Below are 16,014 nucleotides of genomic sequence, written 5' to 3' on the forward strand. Positions count from 1 at the left end.
CAGCAGAATGCCTGACGAACCATACGACATGTCGGCCGCGACCTCTACACTGAGCCCGTCGCGAGGGAAGACAGCGAGTAGTCAAGCAGGGGGAGTCTTCGACCATGAGCACAGTACGGTTCCAGCGCCGTGCCCGGCGCGAGATGCCACGCACGCCCGGCGGTGAGGTCACCCTGCAGCCGCCGCCCGAGATCCCCCGGATCACGCCCGGCAACCTGCTGATGAAGATGATGCCCGTCGTCATGGTCGTCGGCATGGTCGGCATGATGGCGCTGATGTTCACCCAGGGCAGCGGCATGCTGTCCAACCCGATGTCGATGATGTTCCCGCTGATGATGATCATGTCGATGGTCACCATGTTCGGCCAGGGCAGCGGCAAGGGCGCCAAGGCCGCCGAGGCCAACGAGGACCGCAAGGACTACCTGCGTTACCTCGATCAGGTCCGCAAGGACGTCGACGACACCGCCAAGCAGCAGCGCGCCGCCGTCGAGTGGAGCCACCCCGAGCCGGGCCTGATCTGGATGCTCGCCGGCACCAGCCGCATGTGGGAGCGCCGCTCCGGCGACAAGGACTTCTGCCACGCCCGCATCGGCCTGGGCGGTCAGCGCCTGGCCACCCGCCTGGTCGCCCCGGAGACCGGCCCCGTCGAAGAGCTCGAACCGATCGCCGCGGTCTCCCTGCGCCGCTTCGTCCGCGCCCACTCCACGGTCCCCGACCTGCCCACCGCGATCGCGGTGAAGGGCTTCGGCACCATCGCCCTCGACGGCGACCGCGCCCAGGCCCGCGACATGACCCGCGCGATGTTGTTGCAGCTGTGCATGTTCCAGGCGCCCGACCAGGTGCTCGTCGCCGTGGTCTGCGGCCCCGACACCGCGCGCGAATGGGAGTGGACCAAGTGGCTCCCGCACACCCAGCATCCCGACGTCTCCGACGGCATCGGCACCCAGCGCATGTTCTACGGCTCCATCCGCGAGGCACTGAGCAGCCTGCACCCGCTGCTCGGCAACCGCGTGCGCTACTCGCGTAACCAGCCGAACAACCCGAACCTGGTGCACGTGGTGATCGTCGTCGACGGCGGCCTGCTCGAGGCCGAGGACGACCAGCTCCGCGAATCCGGCTTCGAGGGCGTCACCATCATCGACCTGTGCAATTACGCACCCCGCCTTGCCGTTTCGCGCGGCATCAAGATGGTCGTCGAGGACGGCGAGTGCCTCGGCCGTGGCGCCACCGGCAACCAGGAGCGCTTCGCCACCATCGACCGCGTCAGCGCCGAGCAGGCCCAGCAGGCCGCCCGCCGCCTCGCCCCCTACCGCGCCGCCACCCAGCGCAGCAGCGACGTCGAAACCGACGATTCCGAGACCATTTCGACGTGGTCGCAGCTGATGAGCCTCGGCGACATCGGCAACTTCAACCCGGCCAGCGCCTGGCGCCCGCGCTACGGACGCGAGCGGCTGCGCGTGCCGTTCGGCCTCGGTGCCGACGGCGCTCCGGTGGAACTCGACATCAAGGAAGCCGCCGAGAACGGCATGGGCCCGCACGGCCTGTGCATCGGCGCCACCGGTTCCGGTAAGTCCGAGTTCCTGCGCACCCTGGTGCTCAGCCTGCTCGCCACCCACTCGCCCGACCAGCTCAACCTGGTCCTGGTCGACTTCAAGGGTGGTGCCACCTTCCTCGGCCTCGACGGCGTCCCGCACGTCGCCGCGGTCATCACCAACCTGGAGGACGAGGCCGACCTCGTCGACCGAATGAAGGACGCGCTGGCGGGCGAGATGAACCGCCGCCAGGAGGTCCTGCGCCAGGCGGGCAACTTCGCCAACGTCTCCGAATACGAGAAGGCCCGCGCCGCGGGCGCCGACCTCGATCCGCTGCCCGCCCTGTTCGTGGTGCTCGACGAGTTCTCCGAACTCCTCACCCAGCACCCGGATTTCGCCGAGCTGTTCGTGATGATCGGCCGCCTCGGCCGCTCGCTGCACGTCCACCTCCTGCTCGCCTCGCAGCGACTGGAAGAGGGCAAGCTCAAGGGCCTCGAGTCCCACCTGTCCTACCGCATCGGCCTGAAGACGTTCTCCGCCAACGAGTCCCGCCAGGTCCTCGGCGTCCCCGACGCCTACAACCTGCCCAACTCACCCGGTGGCGGCTACCTCAAGGCCGACTCCGGCGAGATCCAGCGCTTCCAGGCCTCCTACGTCTCCGGCCCCTACGTCGGCGGCGGTTCGCAGCGCGAGGTCACCAGCGCGGGCATCGTCGGCGGCGAGATCGACGTCAACGCACGCCCGTTCAGCGCCAACCACGTCGCCTTCCGCACCTCCGACCGCGTCCCGGTCGCCCCGGAATCGACGTACGAGCCGGAGCCCACCGGCGACGACGCCGACCAGATGTCGAACCTGAACATGCTGGTGTCCCGGATCAGCGGCCACGGCCGCCCCGCCCACGAGATCTGGCTGCCGCCGCTCGACGACGCGCCGACCCTGGACCAGCTGAACCCGCGCTCGATCATCACCGGCGAGTACTCGCCGATCGCCACCCTGCGCGCCGCGATCGGCATCGTCGACCGCCCGTACGACCAGCGTCGCGACCCGATGATGCTGGACCTGTCGGGTGCCCGCGGCCACGTCGCGATCGTCGGTGGTCCGCAGTCGGGCAAGTCGACGGCCCTGCGTTCGCTGGTCATGTCGATGTCGATGACCCACACCGCCGAGCAGGTCCAGTTCTACTGCCTCGACTTCGGTGGTGGCACGCTGTCCAGCCTGGAGGGCCTGCCGCACGTCGGCTCCGTGGCCAACCGCCTCGATCCGGACAAGGTCCGCCGCACCGTCGCCGAGATGAGCACCCTGGTCCGGCAGCGCGAGCAGCGCTTCCACCAGCTGGGCATCGAGTCCATGGTCGAGTACCGGCGCCTGCGCGCGATGGACCCCAACAGCAGCCCCGCCGCGGCGGGCGCGCACGCCGACCCCTACGGCGACGCCTTCCTCGTCATCGACGGTTTCGGCACGATCCGCCAGGACTACGAGGCACTCGAACAGCAGATCACCAACCTTGCCCTGCAAGGCCTTTCGTACGGCGTGCACGTCGTCATCGGCCTGTCGCGCTGGATGGAAGCCCGGCCCGCGCTGAAGGACCAGATCGCCACCCGCATCGAGCTGCGCCTGGGTGACCCGATGGACTCCGACATCGGCCGCAAGTTCGCCGCTCTCGTGCCGCAGGGCCGTCCCGGCCGCGGCATCACGCCGGACGCGCTGCACATGCTGATGGCACTGCCCCGGGTCGACGGCAGCTCCGACCCGCTCGACCTCAGCGCCGGCGTCGCGCACGCGGTCGAACTGATCGCCCAGCGCACCCCCGGCCGCCCGGCCCCCGGTACCCGCACGCTGCCGGACCTGCTCGACCGCACCGACCTGCTGCGCGGCATGCGCAACTGGCCAGCGGAGGTCGACCGGTCGCGGCCGAACATGCTGGTGCCGATCGGTGTCAACGAGTCCGAGCTCGCGCCGGTCATGCTCAATCTGGCGGATACGCCGCACTTCCTGGTCTTCGGTGACAGTGAATGCGGTAAGACCGCGCTGCTGCGTGGCATCGTGCAGGGCCTCGTCGAGTCGAACGAACCGGCGCAGGCCAAGATCATCCTCGGCGACTACCGGCGCACCCTGCTCGGCACCATCGAGACCAATCACCTGGCCGGCTACGCGCCCTCGGCGGAAGTGCTCACCCCGTTCGTCCAGCAGGTCGTCGGGATCCTCAAGTCCCGCATGCCGGGTGCCAACATCACCCAGCAGGAACTGCGCGCGCGTTCGTGGTGGACCGGCCCCGAGCTCTACCTGATCATCGACGACTACGACCTGGTCGTCACCCCGTCGGGTAACCCGCTCTCGCCCCTGGTCGAATTCATCCCGCACGCCAAGGACATCGGCTTCCACCTGATCATCGCCCGCCGATCCGGCGGCGCGTCGAGGGCGCTGTACGAGCCGGTGGTGTCGCGGATGCGCGACGTCGGTTGCATCGGCCTCGTGATGAGCGGTAGCCGCGACGAAGGCCAGCTCTTCGGCACGGTGCGCGCCAGCGCGATGCCGCCGGGCCGCGGAACCCTGGTCACCAGGAACGCGATCGATCTGGTGCAGCTGGCATGGGCACCGGCCTTGTGACCGACATCGACGTCGTGGTCAGCGATGCGCGCGTCTTGGCGCGCACCGCGGCCCGGCACGTGGATGTCGCTCCCACGGTGATGCCGGTGCCGAACGGCATCCTGGTCGGCGCGCCCACCGGCCCGTCGCAACCGGCGATCTCGGCGCTGTCACTGGCCGACTCGGCATGGATCGGCTACGAGCCGCAGCCGCTCGCCATCGCCGCGGCCACCGACGCGGTCGTCGACGATGTCCTCGCCGGCGTCGCACCGACGCCGCCCGGCGCGAGTATCGGTGTCGCGCATCCCAGTTCGTGGTCGACGGCCCGCCGCTCCAGCTTCGCCCGTTCGTTCGGGAGGTACTCGGGTTCGGTCGCGCTGGAGCCGATCGCGGCCCGCGTGGCCCGGCTGCGCCAGCCCCTCGCGACCACCGAGTTCGTCGTCGTCGTCGAAATCGACCCGCTGGCCGTCACGGTGAGCGCGGTCGACCGTTCCCGGGACCAGATCTCGGTCGCGGCCTGCGCGCACGAACCCACCCTGGGCGCGGGCGACTGGAACGACGACGACATCGATCGCCTGGCGGCCATGATCGGCGAGGTCGCCGACGGTTCCAAGCCGACCTCGGTGCTGATCGTCGGCCCGACCGATGATCACCTGCTGGAGCGCCTGCGCGAGTTCGCCGCCGAAACCTGGACCACCCAGCCCACTCCGCTGGTCCAGCCAGTGGCCTTCACCGCCCTGCTACTGCCGCAATCCGGACTCACCGACGACCGGGCACGCCCGATCCCGGCGCAGAACGCGGAATGGGTGGGCACCCTCCGCGAACGCGCCGCAGCCACCGCGCCCGCGCCACGCCACAGCACCGCCAAAATCATTGCCGCGGCGGCGATATCACTGGTGGTCGTCACCGCGGGCATCGTCGCGGTCGTGGCGACCCGCGACAGCGACGCCGACGCGGCCACGGCCACCCAGGGCACGCCGACAACGGTGTCCACCGCACCGGAGCCCCTGTCTCCGAAGCCATCGACCACCCAGCCGGCCGCGACTCCCGCCCAGCACACGATGGGCCGCGTGACCTTCGACATCCCGTCCGGCTGGCGCCTCGCCACCGGCTCACCGGCGGACCGAGCCGCGCTCGTTCCGCAGACAGCCACCCCCGGCCGAATTACTGTGACGTACAACACTGTCGCGGAGCAGGCTGGATATGATGAAGTGCTTAGGGACATCACCGCGCGGATCTCGCGCGCCGAGCCCGGGCGGTTCGGTACGCCGGAACGCGATGTGGTGTTCGCCGGGCGCCGGGGGATCGGTTACCAAGAGCTTCCTGGCGACGGTTCCGTCGTCAGGTGGTACGTCCTTCTCGACCATGGCGTCCAGACCAACGTCGGCTGCCAGCACGGCTCGGGAGGATGGGGGACTGTCAGTACTGCGTGCGAGGAAGTGATGCGATCAGTGTCGATCTCGCCGTAGGTTTCGGAAATTTCTCCGAACTTGATGGAACCGAACGCACCATCGGTGCGTCGAACCTAAGTAGAAGGGCTCAGATCGCCAGCAGGGGGGTCTGGTCCACCTTGACCACGAAGGAGCCAGAAGATGGGTTTCAACGCAACTCCTGACCAGATCAGGACGTTCTCCGACAAGATGAACCAGAAGCACGCCGACATCCAGGGGATGATCACCCGCGCCGAGGGGCATGCCAGCGACGTCAACAACCCCTCCTTCCAGGGTTCGGCGGGCCAGGCGTTTCAGTCGTCGATGCAGGAGTACCTCGCCAACGCCAAGAAGCTGAACGACGCGCTGGATCAGGCCGCCGACACGGTGGGCGCGATCGCGGGGAAGATCTCCGACGCGGAAGTCGATAACGCTGCGCAGATCTTGAAGAGCAGCGAAGCTTCCGCTCCCCAGCTGAACATGACCTAAACAACTTTTACCTAGCTCCCCGACAATCGAGAGGTTTCACGATGGCTGACATCGGTTCAATCAGGTACGACTTCAACGCGATCAACGACGCGGGTGCGGGTCTGCAGTCTCAGGCGCAGAACATCACCACCGCTCTCCAGGACTACGAGAACGAGTTCCAGCGCTTCATCGAAGAGCACTGGTCCGAGGGTGAGGGCTCGACCGCCTTCGCGATCATGCAGACGAAGTGGCAGCAGCAGTCGATGGATCTGAACACGAGCCTTCAGAAGATCGGTGCGACCACTCTGTCCGGCTCCGAGAACATGAAGGCGACCGACGTCGCGCTCGCCAGGATGCTCGAGGGCTGATCGCAACAGAGACGGCGGGTTTGGGCTGGCGCCCGAACCCGCCGTCTCTGTGTTCGAGGTCTATTCGGCGCTCGCGAGAAGCTTGTATTGGGCGGCGGTTCGCTGATAGGTATCTTGCAGGTTGGTACCAACGATTCTTGCCACATATCTGCCCACGACAATCCGGCACTGTGGTCGCAGGTTGCTGTAGGTTTCGTCCTCTGTATCGACGGCGTAGCAAGCTGATGTCGGAATTTCCGGATGCGGTTCCGGTGGCATCAGACCCGTCATGTCATGGGCACCGGAGCCGAAAGCGGCTGATAGTCTTTCGGCTGCTTTGGCGTCCCGAGTGCGGTAAACCATGGCACCCCCGGCATCTGAAACATAGTCCACGCCGGTATCTTCGAATGCTCGCGACATCTCCAGCGGGCGTTTGGTAGTCGATAGAATTGCGCGTGCGGGATATACCTGAGGAACGTTGGCCTTCTGGTCGCTTGGCATAGTCCGGCTGAGCATGCCGTCGATATCGAATGGGAGTGTGGAGATATCGTTCAGTGAAGTTCTGCGATAATTGGGCAGCAGGCTCAGCTGTTTGTCGTAGAATTTCTTGACTGTATTCGAGTAATCTGAATGGTCCGGTGGCCGACTGACAGGATCGTCGAGCTCCAGATACATCAGGATATCGTCGCGCACAAGCCAAGAGCGCATCTTTGCGCCGCCGAATGGATCCTGACCCATGATCTTGGTGAGTGCGTCCGGATACCCGGGTATCGCGTAAGTGTCGCCCGGCGTGCGGTCGAAAAGCTTCTGCGCCGCGTTGACGGCATGGGCGGAGGTGTCGAATCGGAGTGTGTAAGTCTCCAGGTTTCGACCAAGAGTTGGCCACTGGCGGCGTTGGCCGAATGTGCGCCATCCGGCGACCAGCCCGGGGGCCTCGTTTGCGAAATCCCTTTCCTTTATTCCGGTGAATTCGAAATATGGCGGCTCGTCGGATGTTACGCGTTGCCGGTAGTTGAATATCGAACCATATGCGAAGCGGTCGTCGTATTCGAATGGGATCGGCGTAAGGCTGGAAATGTTCAACGCTTCCCGGATTGCGCCGGATTGTGAAGTCCTGACGGATGTGATGTCTACCGGGGTGGTGGGGTAGTTTCCGGAATCCAGCTTCGCGATGTCGATTGAAGCAGTGGAATCTTGGGAATCACCGCAGGAGCTTGTAAGGACGGTGACCGTCGCGAGTGCGACTACCAGAGATTTGCGCATTTCGTCACTCGCATTTCTTCAGAATGGCGTACTGTGCGGCTGTCCGTTCCTGCAATGAATGATCAACTTGTGCGGTCGAGTAGATCGAGGTCTCTGTTACCACGGCAACATACCGGTCGTAAACCACTGCGCACATGAGGTCGTATTTTCGGCTCGCATCCCGAACGTCCAATCGCAAGCACTGGGCATCGGCGATTCCCGGCGGTGGCTCCAGGGCTACATCATTCTTGCCTCGCCTGGACAGGAAGGTCTGCAACTGAAACGCCGATGCGAGATCTTTGGTGCGGTAAACGGTGCTCCCGCGGCGTGCGATCATATCGACGCCGGCTTCTTCGAACTTTTTTCGGGCTTCGGCTGGGTTTCGTTCGAAATGCAACATTCCGGAAGGTTCGAATGTGCCGTAATCTTCATCCGATTGAGTCGAGTCGCGCTTAATGTCCCAGGCCATAGTGCGGCGCACCAGATTTTCTGGATCGATCGGCCGGTCGAGCACATCATCAAGGGGGATCGGGTGTTGTTGATCAAGTGATCGAGTCTGCAATTCAAGGATCTTGTCGACCGATGCTACGAGCTGCTCTGCCTCGGGAGCGGACGTGCTGACATGAGCCGTTACGACGTAGGGGCCGTGCGCCAACCATGTGACGACCGACTTGTCGTCGCTCATGGACGACTTTGCGTCAGGGTGGCCTGGAGTGCTGACTCGGCGCGGATTTGACGCCATCGTAATCCGGTCGAGTTCGTCGGCTGTCTTTGCGCTCACCGTGTCGGATACAAATCGGAGAACTGCGATGGAGACCGATTTGGGACTGCGAACACTGCCGTTCGATTGACTAGTTGAAACGCCGGTCACAAACTCGACGCTGTCTTTGAAGACTTGTCGGTGCTCGTCGCGTATCCCGCCCACGGTAGGGACGGAGTTCTGGTCGCCGAAAATACGAGTCTGGCCGGGTATCGCGAGGTCCGGGTCGACATCGAATGGATGTGCGAGGAAATTAAGAAGCCGACGCCCCTCCGCAAGCCGGACTTGCTCCGGTCCTCGTGCTCCGGATTCGATTTCGAACGCGACGGGATCGGTTTGAAAAGGGCCGGTGCGCAGAAGTTTGATGTCAACGCCTGTGGCGCCGGGGACTGGATTTCCTACGACTTCTGATCCGCACCCCGTGCTTGCGGTAGTGACAAGCCCAACGATCAGTGCCGTGCGCAGCCCGGCCATTAGCCAAGGAGATTCGGTCATCGTGAGCGCAACTTTCTATTTCATTGCCTTTGCTATGGCAGGAACGACCTTTTCGATCAGAATCTGTTGGGATTGATCGCTCCATACTTGAAACGCCTGAACGGCCGATGGATCGTCGATGACGACGACGTCTCCCCTCCCGCTGGTCAAGGAGAAGGGGAGCCCACGGAACCCTCCGTTGCCCGCCTGGCTGTCGGTTCGGAAGACGATGACCACATCGGTGTCATTCTTGACGTTGTAGTCTCCGACGGACAGGGGGCGAGGCGATTTCTCGTCGCCAACGGCCTTGTACTGCGAGTTGTAGTCGAAATCCAAGTCGCGCAAGAATTTCCACTGGTCACTCGGGTTGAGGACCGCAGAGAGTGACGAGTTGCCGAAGTTGTAGGCGGTGATGGTTTTCCCGCTGAATTCGGGGTGCTCAGTCCGGGCCTGCGCCATCGGGTCACCGCCGCCGTTGGGTGAACTACCGGACTGGGACATCACGAAAATGCCGGTTCCGACCAATGCCGCAACGACAAGTGCGATGAGCCCGGATATCAACAATTTTCGGCCTCGCTTCGGCCGGTGCGGTGTGGGATTGCGGGCCGTGAGGATGTCATTTTCGGAGACGCCGCCGGTCGGGGGCGCGTAACCGACGACGGAGCGACTCGGGTCGGTGCCCCATTGCTGGGGGACGACGTCGGTGGCGGTGGTGATGGGGCCGTTGATCGGCATGCGCGGGGCGGTGTGGAACCCCTGGGACGCCGGCGCCTGCATCGGGGCGCCGAACAGGGCGTTGTGGGCGTCCTGGATGAATTCGCGGCAGGTGTTGTAGCGGTGGGCCGGGTCCTTGGCCATGACCTTGGCGATGACGTGGTCGATCGCGGGTGGGAGGTCGGGGCGGATGGCGGTGGCGCGGGGTGGGGGCTCGTGCAGGTGGCCCATCATGACCATGGCCGGGACCGTGGCGGGGTAGGGGTTCTGGCCGGTGAGGAGTTTGTAGAGGGAGCAGCCGAGACTGTAGATGTCGGCGCGGTGGTCGAGCTTGGTGCCCATCAGCTGCTCGGGGGGAGCGTAGGCGACGGTGGCCATGAAATTGCCGGTGGCGGTGAGGTCCTGGCCGTCGTCGGCGGACTTGGCGACGCCGAAGTCGGTGAGCAGGACGCGTTCCTCGTCGCCGTCCTCGGCCGCGGCGATCATGAAGTTGGCCGGCTTGATGTCGCGGTGCAGCAGGCCGCGGCGGTGCGCGTAGTCGAGGCCCTTGCCGACCTCGCCGATGATGCGCAGGGCCCGGTGCGCGGGCATGGCGCTCGGACCCTTGGCGACCTCGGCGGAGGCGTCGGTGCCGTCGACGTACTGCATGGCGATCCACAGCTGGCCGTCCTCGTCGCCGCGGTTGTAGACGGCGACGATGTTCGGATGGTCCAGGCCGGCGGCGAGATTGGCTTCGCGCTCGAATCGCCCGCGGAATTCGGGGTCGGTGGACAGGTCACCGCTGAGCACCTTGAGCGCGTCGCGACGGGGGAGGCTGGGGTTCTGGGCGAGGTATACGGTACCCATGCCACCGGCGCCGAGTACCTTGATCACTCGGTAGCCACCCACAATTGCGCCGGGCCGCAAGGCCATTCGCGTCTCCTCAATCCTTCGCGCGCCCCGCAGTGCACGTCCCAACAGGGCAATCTAGCAGGTGCGGTCGCACCCCACAGTGCTCGTGCGGGTCAGCTGAACCCGACCAGCAGCTTGTATTGTGCGGCGGCCCGCTGGTGAACGTCCTGCAGGTTGGTGCCGGAGACACCGAAGACATATCGGCCGATCACACCGTGACACGTCGGGGGTGCGTCGGACGCGTACTTCACTTCGGGTTTCGCGTTGAAGCAATTCACGACCGGGAGATTCGGCGGACTGTCGACCTTCATGTAATCGGTATTTCCGGTCGTTTCGTTGTCCATCGCCGCCCGGAATCGGCCCGCCGCCGCCTCGTCCCGCGCGCGGAACACGGAGCCGGTGTCGAATGCCATGATGTCGACTCCGGCGTCTGTGTAGGCGGGACCCAGGACCGCGGGGTGCTCCTCGAGATGCAGGACAGCCTGGAGCGGATAGACCGCGGAGCTGCTGGTTCCCTTCTTCGGGCGCTTCGCCGCCTCGGTGGGCAGCACATGACTCAGCAAGCCCTCGGTGTCGAGCGGCAGTTTGTCGATCTCGTTCAGCGGAGTCGGCGTATAGGCGCGGAGCATGTCGAGCTGTTTGTCGAAATACTTGCGCACGACTTCCGCGTCCGCGGCCGGGTCGTAGGGGAGGCCGATCGGATCGGTGACGTCGATGGACAGCAGCATGTCGCCGCGCACCAGCCAGGCGCGCAGGTGCTGCAGCCGCAGCGGATCGGTCTTGACCTCCAGCTTGGCCAGGCTGTCGGGGTAGTTCGGGATCTGATAGGCCGAGCTCGGCGTGCGGTTCGAGAGTTCGGTCGCCGCGAATTTGGCCTGGTCCGGCGTCGAGAAACGCAGGGTGATCGTCGAGACCTCGCGGCCGGCGTAGAGCTGATCCCGGCGATTCGCGGAGCTGTCCCACCCGGCGACGACACCGGGAACGACGGTGTTGAAATCAGTGGATTCGATGCCGGAGCCACCGAAGTACGGCGGGTCGATCGCGGTGATGTGCCTGCCACCGCTGTAGCCGGTCGCGAAGACGAATCGCGGATCGAACTGGGAGGCGATCGGAGTGGCGGCACCGATCCGGATCGCCTCGCGCAGGGCGCCCGACGTCGGCACCCGGCTGGGCTCGAGGTCGACCGCTTTCGTCGGGTAGTTACCGGAGTCCAGCTTGGTGACGTCGACAGCCGGCGTCTGCGGTGCGGCGGCATCGGAGCCGCCGCACGCGGCCAGCGCGAATCCGAGTGTCAGCAATGCGCTGCTCAGGCGGAGTTTTCGCATCATCGTTCACTCACTCTTCTTCAGGATCGCGTACTGCGCGGCGGTCCGTTCCTGCAGAATCGGGTCGACCTGCAGCGCCGCCTTCGACACGCTCGCCAGCGACATGACAACGGCGACATAGCGGCCGTAGACGAGAACACAGATCCCGTTGTAGCCACGGTTCGGGTCCTCGTCCTCGAGCCGCAGGCATTGGGCGTCGGCGATGCCGGGGGGCGGAGCGAGTTCGGAATCGCCCTTACCTCGTTTGGCGAGGGCGGTTTGCAGCGTGAACGCGGCCTCGACATCGCGGGTGCGGTACACGGTGCTGAAGCGCCGGCCGACCAGATCGACGCCGGCCGCGTCGAACGCCTTCCTCGCCTCGGCGGGGTTCCGCTCGAAGTGCAGGATCCCGGACGGCTCGAAGGTGCCGAAGTCCTCTTCGTGGTAGCTCATGCCGTATGGGTCGCCCGACGGCGATTTGCCCGTCGCCCGCCGCATGATCCCGTCGGGATCGAGCGGCAGGTCGAGCAGGTCGTCCGGGGCGACGACCCGGTACTTGTCGAGAGCGGGCAGCTGCAGATCCAGGGTCTTCTTGATCTTGGTGGCCAAACCGGCCGGATCGGCGGTCTCCTGCGACATGCTGACGGCGATCACGAACGGGCCGTGTGCCTGGAAGACACTGACCGCCGTGCCGTCCTTGCTCGACCCGTTGGCCTCGGCGTAGCCCGGGATCGTCACCGGCTGCCGGGGATTCTCGCCGGACGTGCTCACCTGGTACATCGCGGCGGCCGCGTTCTTGCTGTCCTGCGCGGTCGCGAAATGCAGCACGCTCAGGTGCAGGCCCTTGGTATCGCGCACGCTGCCGTTCGTGCGTGACGCGGTGACGCCGGCGATGAAGCTGTTGTCGTCGACCGCTGCCTTGAACTGCGCCGGGAGCCCGTCGTCCTTCGACATGTCCGTGCCGTCGGCAAATACCTTGGTGGTGAGGCGCTTCGTCAGTTCGGGGTCGACATCGATCGGCTGGACGAGAACATTGAGCAACCGACGCCCCTCGATCAACCTGACCGATTTCGCCGTGTCGGAGTACTTCAGATCGAAGGCGGTCGGTTCGGTGACCGCCGCGCCGGTTTTCAGCGTCGCCAGGTCGACCGGCGTCATGCCGGGCTTGGCCTGGCCGGAAATGGGCGCCGCGCAACCGGATCCGACGATCAGGATGGTGAGCAGCCCGGCCAGCCGCAGGGTGTTCTTCATCTCGGGCATCCTCATCGGCGGGTGAGCAGAACGTATTGGGCGGCGACCTGCTGATGCAGATCCTGCAGGTTCCCGTCGCGGATCTGCGCGGCGTAGCGGTCCACCTGCAGGTAGCAGATGTAATCGGAGGTTTTCACCTCGCCCTGTGACTCGTAGGTGTTGGCCCGGCAGGCGACCGCGTCGGCCAGCTTCGACGGCGCCGCCGCCTCCTTCGAGTCCGCCTCCGGCTTCTTCCACTCGTCGACCAGGGCTTTCGCGCCCGCGGCCGTGGTGGATCGGAAGACGACCGAGTCGCCGAAGGTGATCAGGTCGATGCCGTGCTTGGTGAACGTGTTCAGCAGATCGGCGTCCGGATCGGCGAACAGGCTCAGTGCGCCGCGTCCGATGGAGTATCCGTCGGGCTGTGCGCGCACCGGCGCCGACGGGTCCGAGGGCAGGGTCCGGCCGAGGAGTCCGGTCGGGTCCAGCGGGACCCGCTCGAGCTGGTCCGACGGGGTCGGCACGAACTTGTCCAGCAGCGGAATCTGCACCGCGAGTGCTCGTTCGACCTGCGCGGTCAGCGAGGGCAGGTCGGGTGCCTTGGTCCCGTCATCGATCTTCATGAAGATCACGTAGCGGTCGTGCACCGTCCAGGAACCGATGGAGGAGACCGACGGCCGCCAATGCGCGTAGGTCTTCGGGTACTTGGTGATCGAGACGGACTCGTTGTCGCTGTTGAAGGTGAAGTCGTCGTGCTCGAGGATCGGCGCGACGGTCTCCGCGGTCTTGGCGTCGGGGAAGATCAGGACCGAGAGATTGAGGCTGCGGCGCGGCTCGCCTCCGCTCGGCCCGGTCGCCCAGGTGTTCAGCCAGCCGGCGACCAGATCCTCGGCGACCTCGTCGAAGGTGTCGTTGATGATGAGCTTGCCAAGGCCCTTGCGATTCAGCACGATCTGCGTGGGATGGACCAGCGATTCCCGGCGATTGTCGTAGACGTAGGCGGGGTCGATCTCGAAGGGCACGGCCACGTAGTCCGCGAGCCGCTGCGCTTCCCACGCCCGACCCTGGTTCAGGCTCTTGGCGTTGCCGACGGTGCGCGGCTGGGTCTGGTAGTTACCGAAATCCAGGTCCGACTTGTCCGGTTCGATGCGCGTCGCGCTCCCCGACACCGGTGATCCGCACCCGACCACGGCGGTGGCGACCACGACGGCGACCGCCGCCAGAATCGCTCCGCGCGCTCTCGATGCACCACGGTTGAGCAGCACGCTCTCCCCCTCCAACTGACCAACTGATCCGATCGTGGACCGACTCGGACCGAGTCCAAGGCCCACCCTTCCCCGGTGATCTGGCTCGCGGGCATAGTAGCGCACCCGTCGGCGGCGCTACCACGCCAGCGAGCTGCGCGGATCGGCCGATCCCGCCCTCCCCGGGCTCGAACGACCGCCGAGCGTGCGCTACTTCACGCGGCTCTTCAGGACCGGGAGCAGCCGGGACAGCAGGGTCTGTTCCGAGCTCGACGTCCAGGAGCGCAGGGCCGTGACGCTGATCGGGTCGTCGACCGGGATGACGGTGGCGCGGGAGCCGGTGATCTGGAAGGGGAGGCCCAGGAGGCCGCCGCCGCCGGCTTTGGCGTCGCTGCGGACGGCGAGGATGTAGCTGTCCTCGGCGACGTTGAGCCGGTCGAAGGTGTTGGCGACAGGGCGGGGGGAGGGTTCCTCGCCGGACTTGGTGTAGTTGAAGTTGTAGACGAAACCCAGGTCCTCGAGGAACTTGGTCTGCAGGGTGCCGCCCAGGTAGGTCGCGACCTTGTTGTCGGCGTCGACGTCGACCATCAGCACGGTCTTGCCGGTGAAGGCCGGGTTGTCCTTGCGGGCCTGCTCGATCGGGCTCAGCGCGGCGGTCGGGACCGCCGTGGTGCCCGAGCCGCCGACCGACGGACTGTCACCGCGGGCGGCCCAGATGCCGATCCCGGCGGCCACCGCGACGACGGCGACCAGCGCGCCGACGGTGAGGACCAGCCGGTTCTTCGAATTCTTCGGTGGTTCACCGGGATTCGTCGCGCCGATCGCGGTGACGGCGTTGGGCGACCACTGGGTGTGCGTCTGGATCGGGTAGGTCGGCGCGGTGTGCTGGCCCGTGGGATGCGAGCCGGGGACGAGGGCGGCGGTCGCGGCGGTGGTGAATTCACGGCAGGTCGAGAACCGCTCGTTCGGGTTCTTCGCCATGGCGCGGGCGAAGACCTGGTCGATCGCGGGTGGCAGGCCGGGACGCACAGCGGTCGCGCGGGGCGGCGGTTCGTGCAGGTGCCCCATCATCACCAGGGCCGGTTGTGTTGCGGGATAAGGGTTCTGGCCGGTGAGGAGTTTGAAGAAGGCGCAGGCCAGGCTGTAGACGTCGGCGCGGTGGTCGAGATGACCACCCGACAGCTGCTCCGGCGGGGCATAGGCGATGGTGGCGAGGAAGCTGCCGGTCTGGGTGAGCTCGGAGGCGTCGTCGGTCGACTTGGCCACGCCGAAGTCGGTGAGCAGCACCCGCTCGTCGTCGCCGTAGGTGTCCGAGAGCAGGAAGTTCGCCGGTTTGACGTCGCGATGCAGCAGGCCGCGATGGTGCGCGAAGTCAAGGCCCTTGCCGACCTCGGTGGTGATGCGCAGGGCGCGCAGCGGGGTCATCGCGTGCGGGTCGCGGGCGAGTTCGGCGGCGGCGTCGGTGCCCTCGACGAACTGCATCGCGATCCACAGCTGGCCGTGCTCCTCGCCACGGTTGTAGACCGAGACGATGTTCGGGTGATCGAGGCCTGCGGCGAGATTGGCTTCGCGTTCGAACCTGGCGCGGAACTCGGGGTCGCGGCTGAGCTCGGGGCTGAGGATCTTGAGCGCGTCGGTGCGCGGCAGACTCGGATGCGCGGCCAGATAGACCGAGCCCATGCCGCCCGCGCCCAGCTTGCGGATGATTCGGTAGCCACCGACGATGGTGCCCGGGCTCATCGTCATCTCTTTCGGTCTCCTGACTCGTTGCTGTGCCGCGCTCCGGCGGGAG

11 protein-coding genes are annotated in these 16,014 nt (G+C 65.9%); 4 read left to right on the forward strand and 7 right to left on the reverse strand.

What is annotated here, in order from left to right:
- Positions 1-104 precede the first annotated feature (104 nt).
- From eccCa to ACFVW6_RS23150, 4 genes are all read left to right on the forward strand, one after another.
- Complete coding sequence (eccCa, locus tag ACFVW6_RS23135) at positions 105-4,139, forward strand: type VII secretion protein EccCa (RefSeq protein WP_355271401.1); 4,035 nt, start codon at positions 105-107, stop codon at positions 4,137-4,139.
- Complete coding sequence (locus tag ACFVW6_RS23140) at positions 4,121-5,587, forward strand: type VII secretion-associated protein (protein WP_378829679.1); 1,467 nt, start codon at positions 4,121-4,123, stop codon at positions 5,585-5,587. Before eccCa ends, ACFVW6_RS23140 begins: the two co-directional genes overlap by 19 nt.
- Before the next feature lie 123 nt (positions 5,588-5,710).
- Positions 5,711-6,037, forward strand: a complete 327-nt coding sequence (locus tag ACFVW6_RS23145) for a WXG100 family type VII secretion target (protein ID WP_355271405.1) — start codon at positions 5,711-5,713, stop codon at positions 6,035-6,037.
- A gap of 41 nt (positions 6,038-6,078) precedes the next feature.
- Complete coding sequence (locus ACFVW6_RS23150) at positions 6,079-6,384, forward strand: WXG100 family type VII secretion target (RefSeq protein WP_316573568.1); 306 nt, start codon at positions 6,079-6,081, stop codon at positions 6,382-6,384.
- A 60-nt stretch (positions 6,385-6,444) separates the two neighbouring features.
- Here ACFVW6_RS23150 and ACFVW6_RS23155 read toward each other — a convergent pair whose 3' ends face one another.
- The 7 genes from ACFVW6_RS23155 to ACFVW6_RS23185 form a co-directional block, all read right to left on the reverse strand.
- Positions 6,445-7,626 (reverse strand): hypothetical protein, encoded by a 1,182-nt coding sequence (locus ACFVW6_RS23155; RefSeq protein ID WP_378829684.1) that lies wholly within the window; start codon positions 7,624-7,626, stop codon positions 6,445-6,447.
- A gap of 4 nt (positions 7,627-7,630) precedes the next feature.
- Positions 7,631-8,860 (reverse strand): hypothetical protein, encoded by a 1,230-nt coding sequence (locus ACFVW6_RS23160; RefSeq protein ID WP_378829686.1) that lies wholly within the window; start codon positions 8,858-8,860, stop codon positions 7,631-7,633.
- A gap of 15 nt (positions 8,861-8,875) precedes the next feature.
- Complete coding sequence (locus ACFVW6_RS23165) at positions 8,876-10,465, reverse strand: serine/threonine protein kinase (RefSeq protein ID WP_378829688.1); 1,590 nt, start codon at positions 10,463-10,465, stop codon at positions 8,876-8,878.
- Positions 10,466-10,557: 92 nt separating this feature from the next.
- Complete coding sequence (locus tag ACFVW6_RS23170; RefSeq protein ID WP_378829691.1) at positions 10,558-11,772, reverse strand: hypothetical protein; 1,215 nt, start codon at positions 11,770-11,772, stop codon at positions 10,558-10,560.
- A 3-nt stretch (positions 11,773-11,775) separates the two neighbouring features.
- Positions 11,776-12,999 carry a hypothetical protein gene (locus tag ACFVW6_RS23175; RefSeq protein WP_378829693.1) on the reverse strand — a complete coding sequence of 408 codons (1,224 nt, stop codon included), beginning with the start codon at positions 12,997-12,999 and terminating at the stop codon, positions 11,776-11,778.
- Positions 13,000-13,010: 11 nt separating this feature from the next.
- Positions 13,011-14,243, reverse strand: a complete 1,233-nt coding sequence (locus ACFVW6_RS23180; protein ID WP_378829695.1) for a hypothetical protein — start codon at positions 14,241-14,243, stop codon at positions 13,011-13,013.
- 189 nt (positions 14,244-14,432) lie between these two features.
- Positions 14,433-15,968: a serine/threonine-protein kinase gene (locus ACFVW6_RS23185; protein WP_378829697.1), complete on the reverse strand. Its 1,536-nt coding sequence runs from the start codon at positions 15,966-15,968 to the stop codon at positions 14,433-14,435.
- Between the last annotated feature and the right edge of the window lie 46 nt (positions 15,969-16,014).

This window comes from Nocardia sp. NPDC058244, assembly GCF_042882065.1.
Taxonomy (GTDB): Bacteria; Actinomycetota; Actinomycetes; order Mycobacteriales; family Mycobacteriaceae; genus Nocardia.

Coding starts and splice junctions, on each gene's coding strand:
- ACFVW6_RS23155 (WP_378829684.1), bottom strand. CDS start 7,626: ATGCGCAAATCTCTGGTAGTCGCACTCGCGACGGTCACCGTCCTTACA.
- ACFVW6_RS23140 (WP_378829679.1), top strand. CDS start 4,121: ATGGGCACCGGCCTTGTGACCGACATCGACGTCGTGGTCAGCGATGCG.
- ACFVW6_RS23145 (WP_355271405.1), top strand. CDS start 5,711: ATGGGTTTCAACGCAACTCCTGACCAGATCAGGACGTTCTCCGACAAG.
- ACFVW6_RS23175 (WP_378829693.1), bottom strand. CDS start 12,999: ATGAAGAACACCCTGCGGCTGGCCGGGCTGCTCACCATCCTGATCGTC.
- ACFVW6_RS23150 (WP_316573568.1), top strand. CDS start 6,079: ATGGCTGACATCGGTTCAATCAGGTACGACTTCAACGCGATCAACGAC.
- ACFVW6_RS23160 (WP_378829686.1), bottom strand. CDS start 8,860: ATGACCGAATCTCCTTGGCTAATGGCCGGGCTGCGCACGGCACTGATC.
- ACFVW6_RS23170 (WP_378829691.1), bottom strand. CDS start 11,772: ATGATGCGAAAACTCCGCCTGAGCAGCGCATTGCTGACACTCGGATTC.
- ACFVW6_RS23185 (WP_378829697.1), bottom strand. CDS start 15,968: ATGACGATGAGCCCGGGCACCATCGTCGGTGGCTACCGAATCATCCGC.
- eccCa (WP_355271401.1), top strand. CDS start 105: ATGAGCACAGTACGGTTCCAGCGCCGTGCCCGGCGCGAGATGCCACGC.
- ACFVW6_RS23165 (WP_378829688.1), bottom strand. CDS start 10,465: ATGGCCTTGCGGCCCGGCGCAATTGTGGGTGGCTACCGAGTGATCAAG.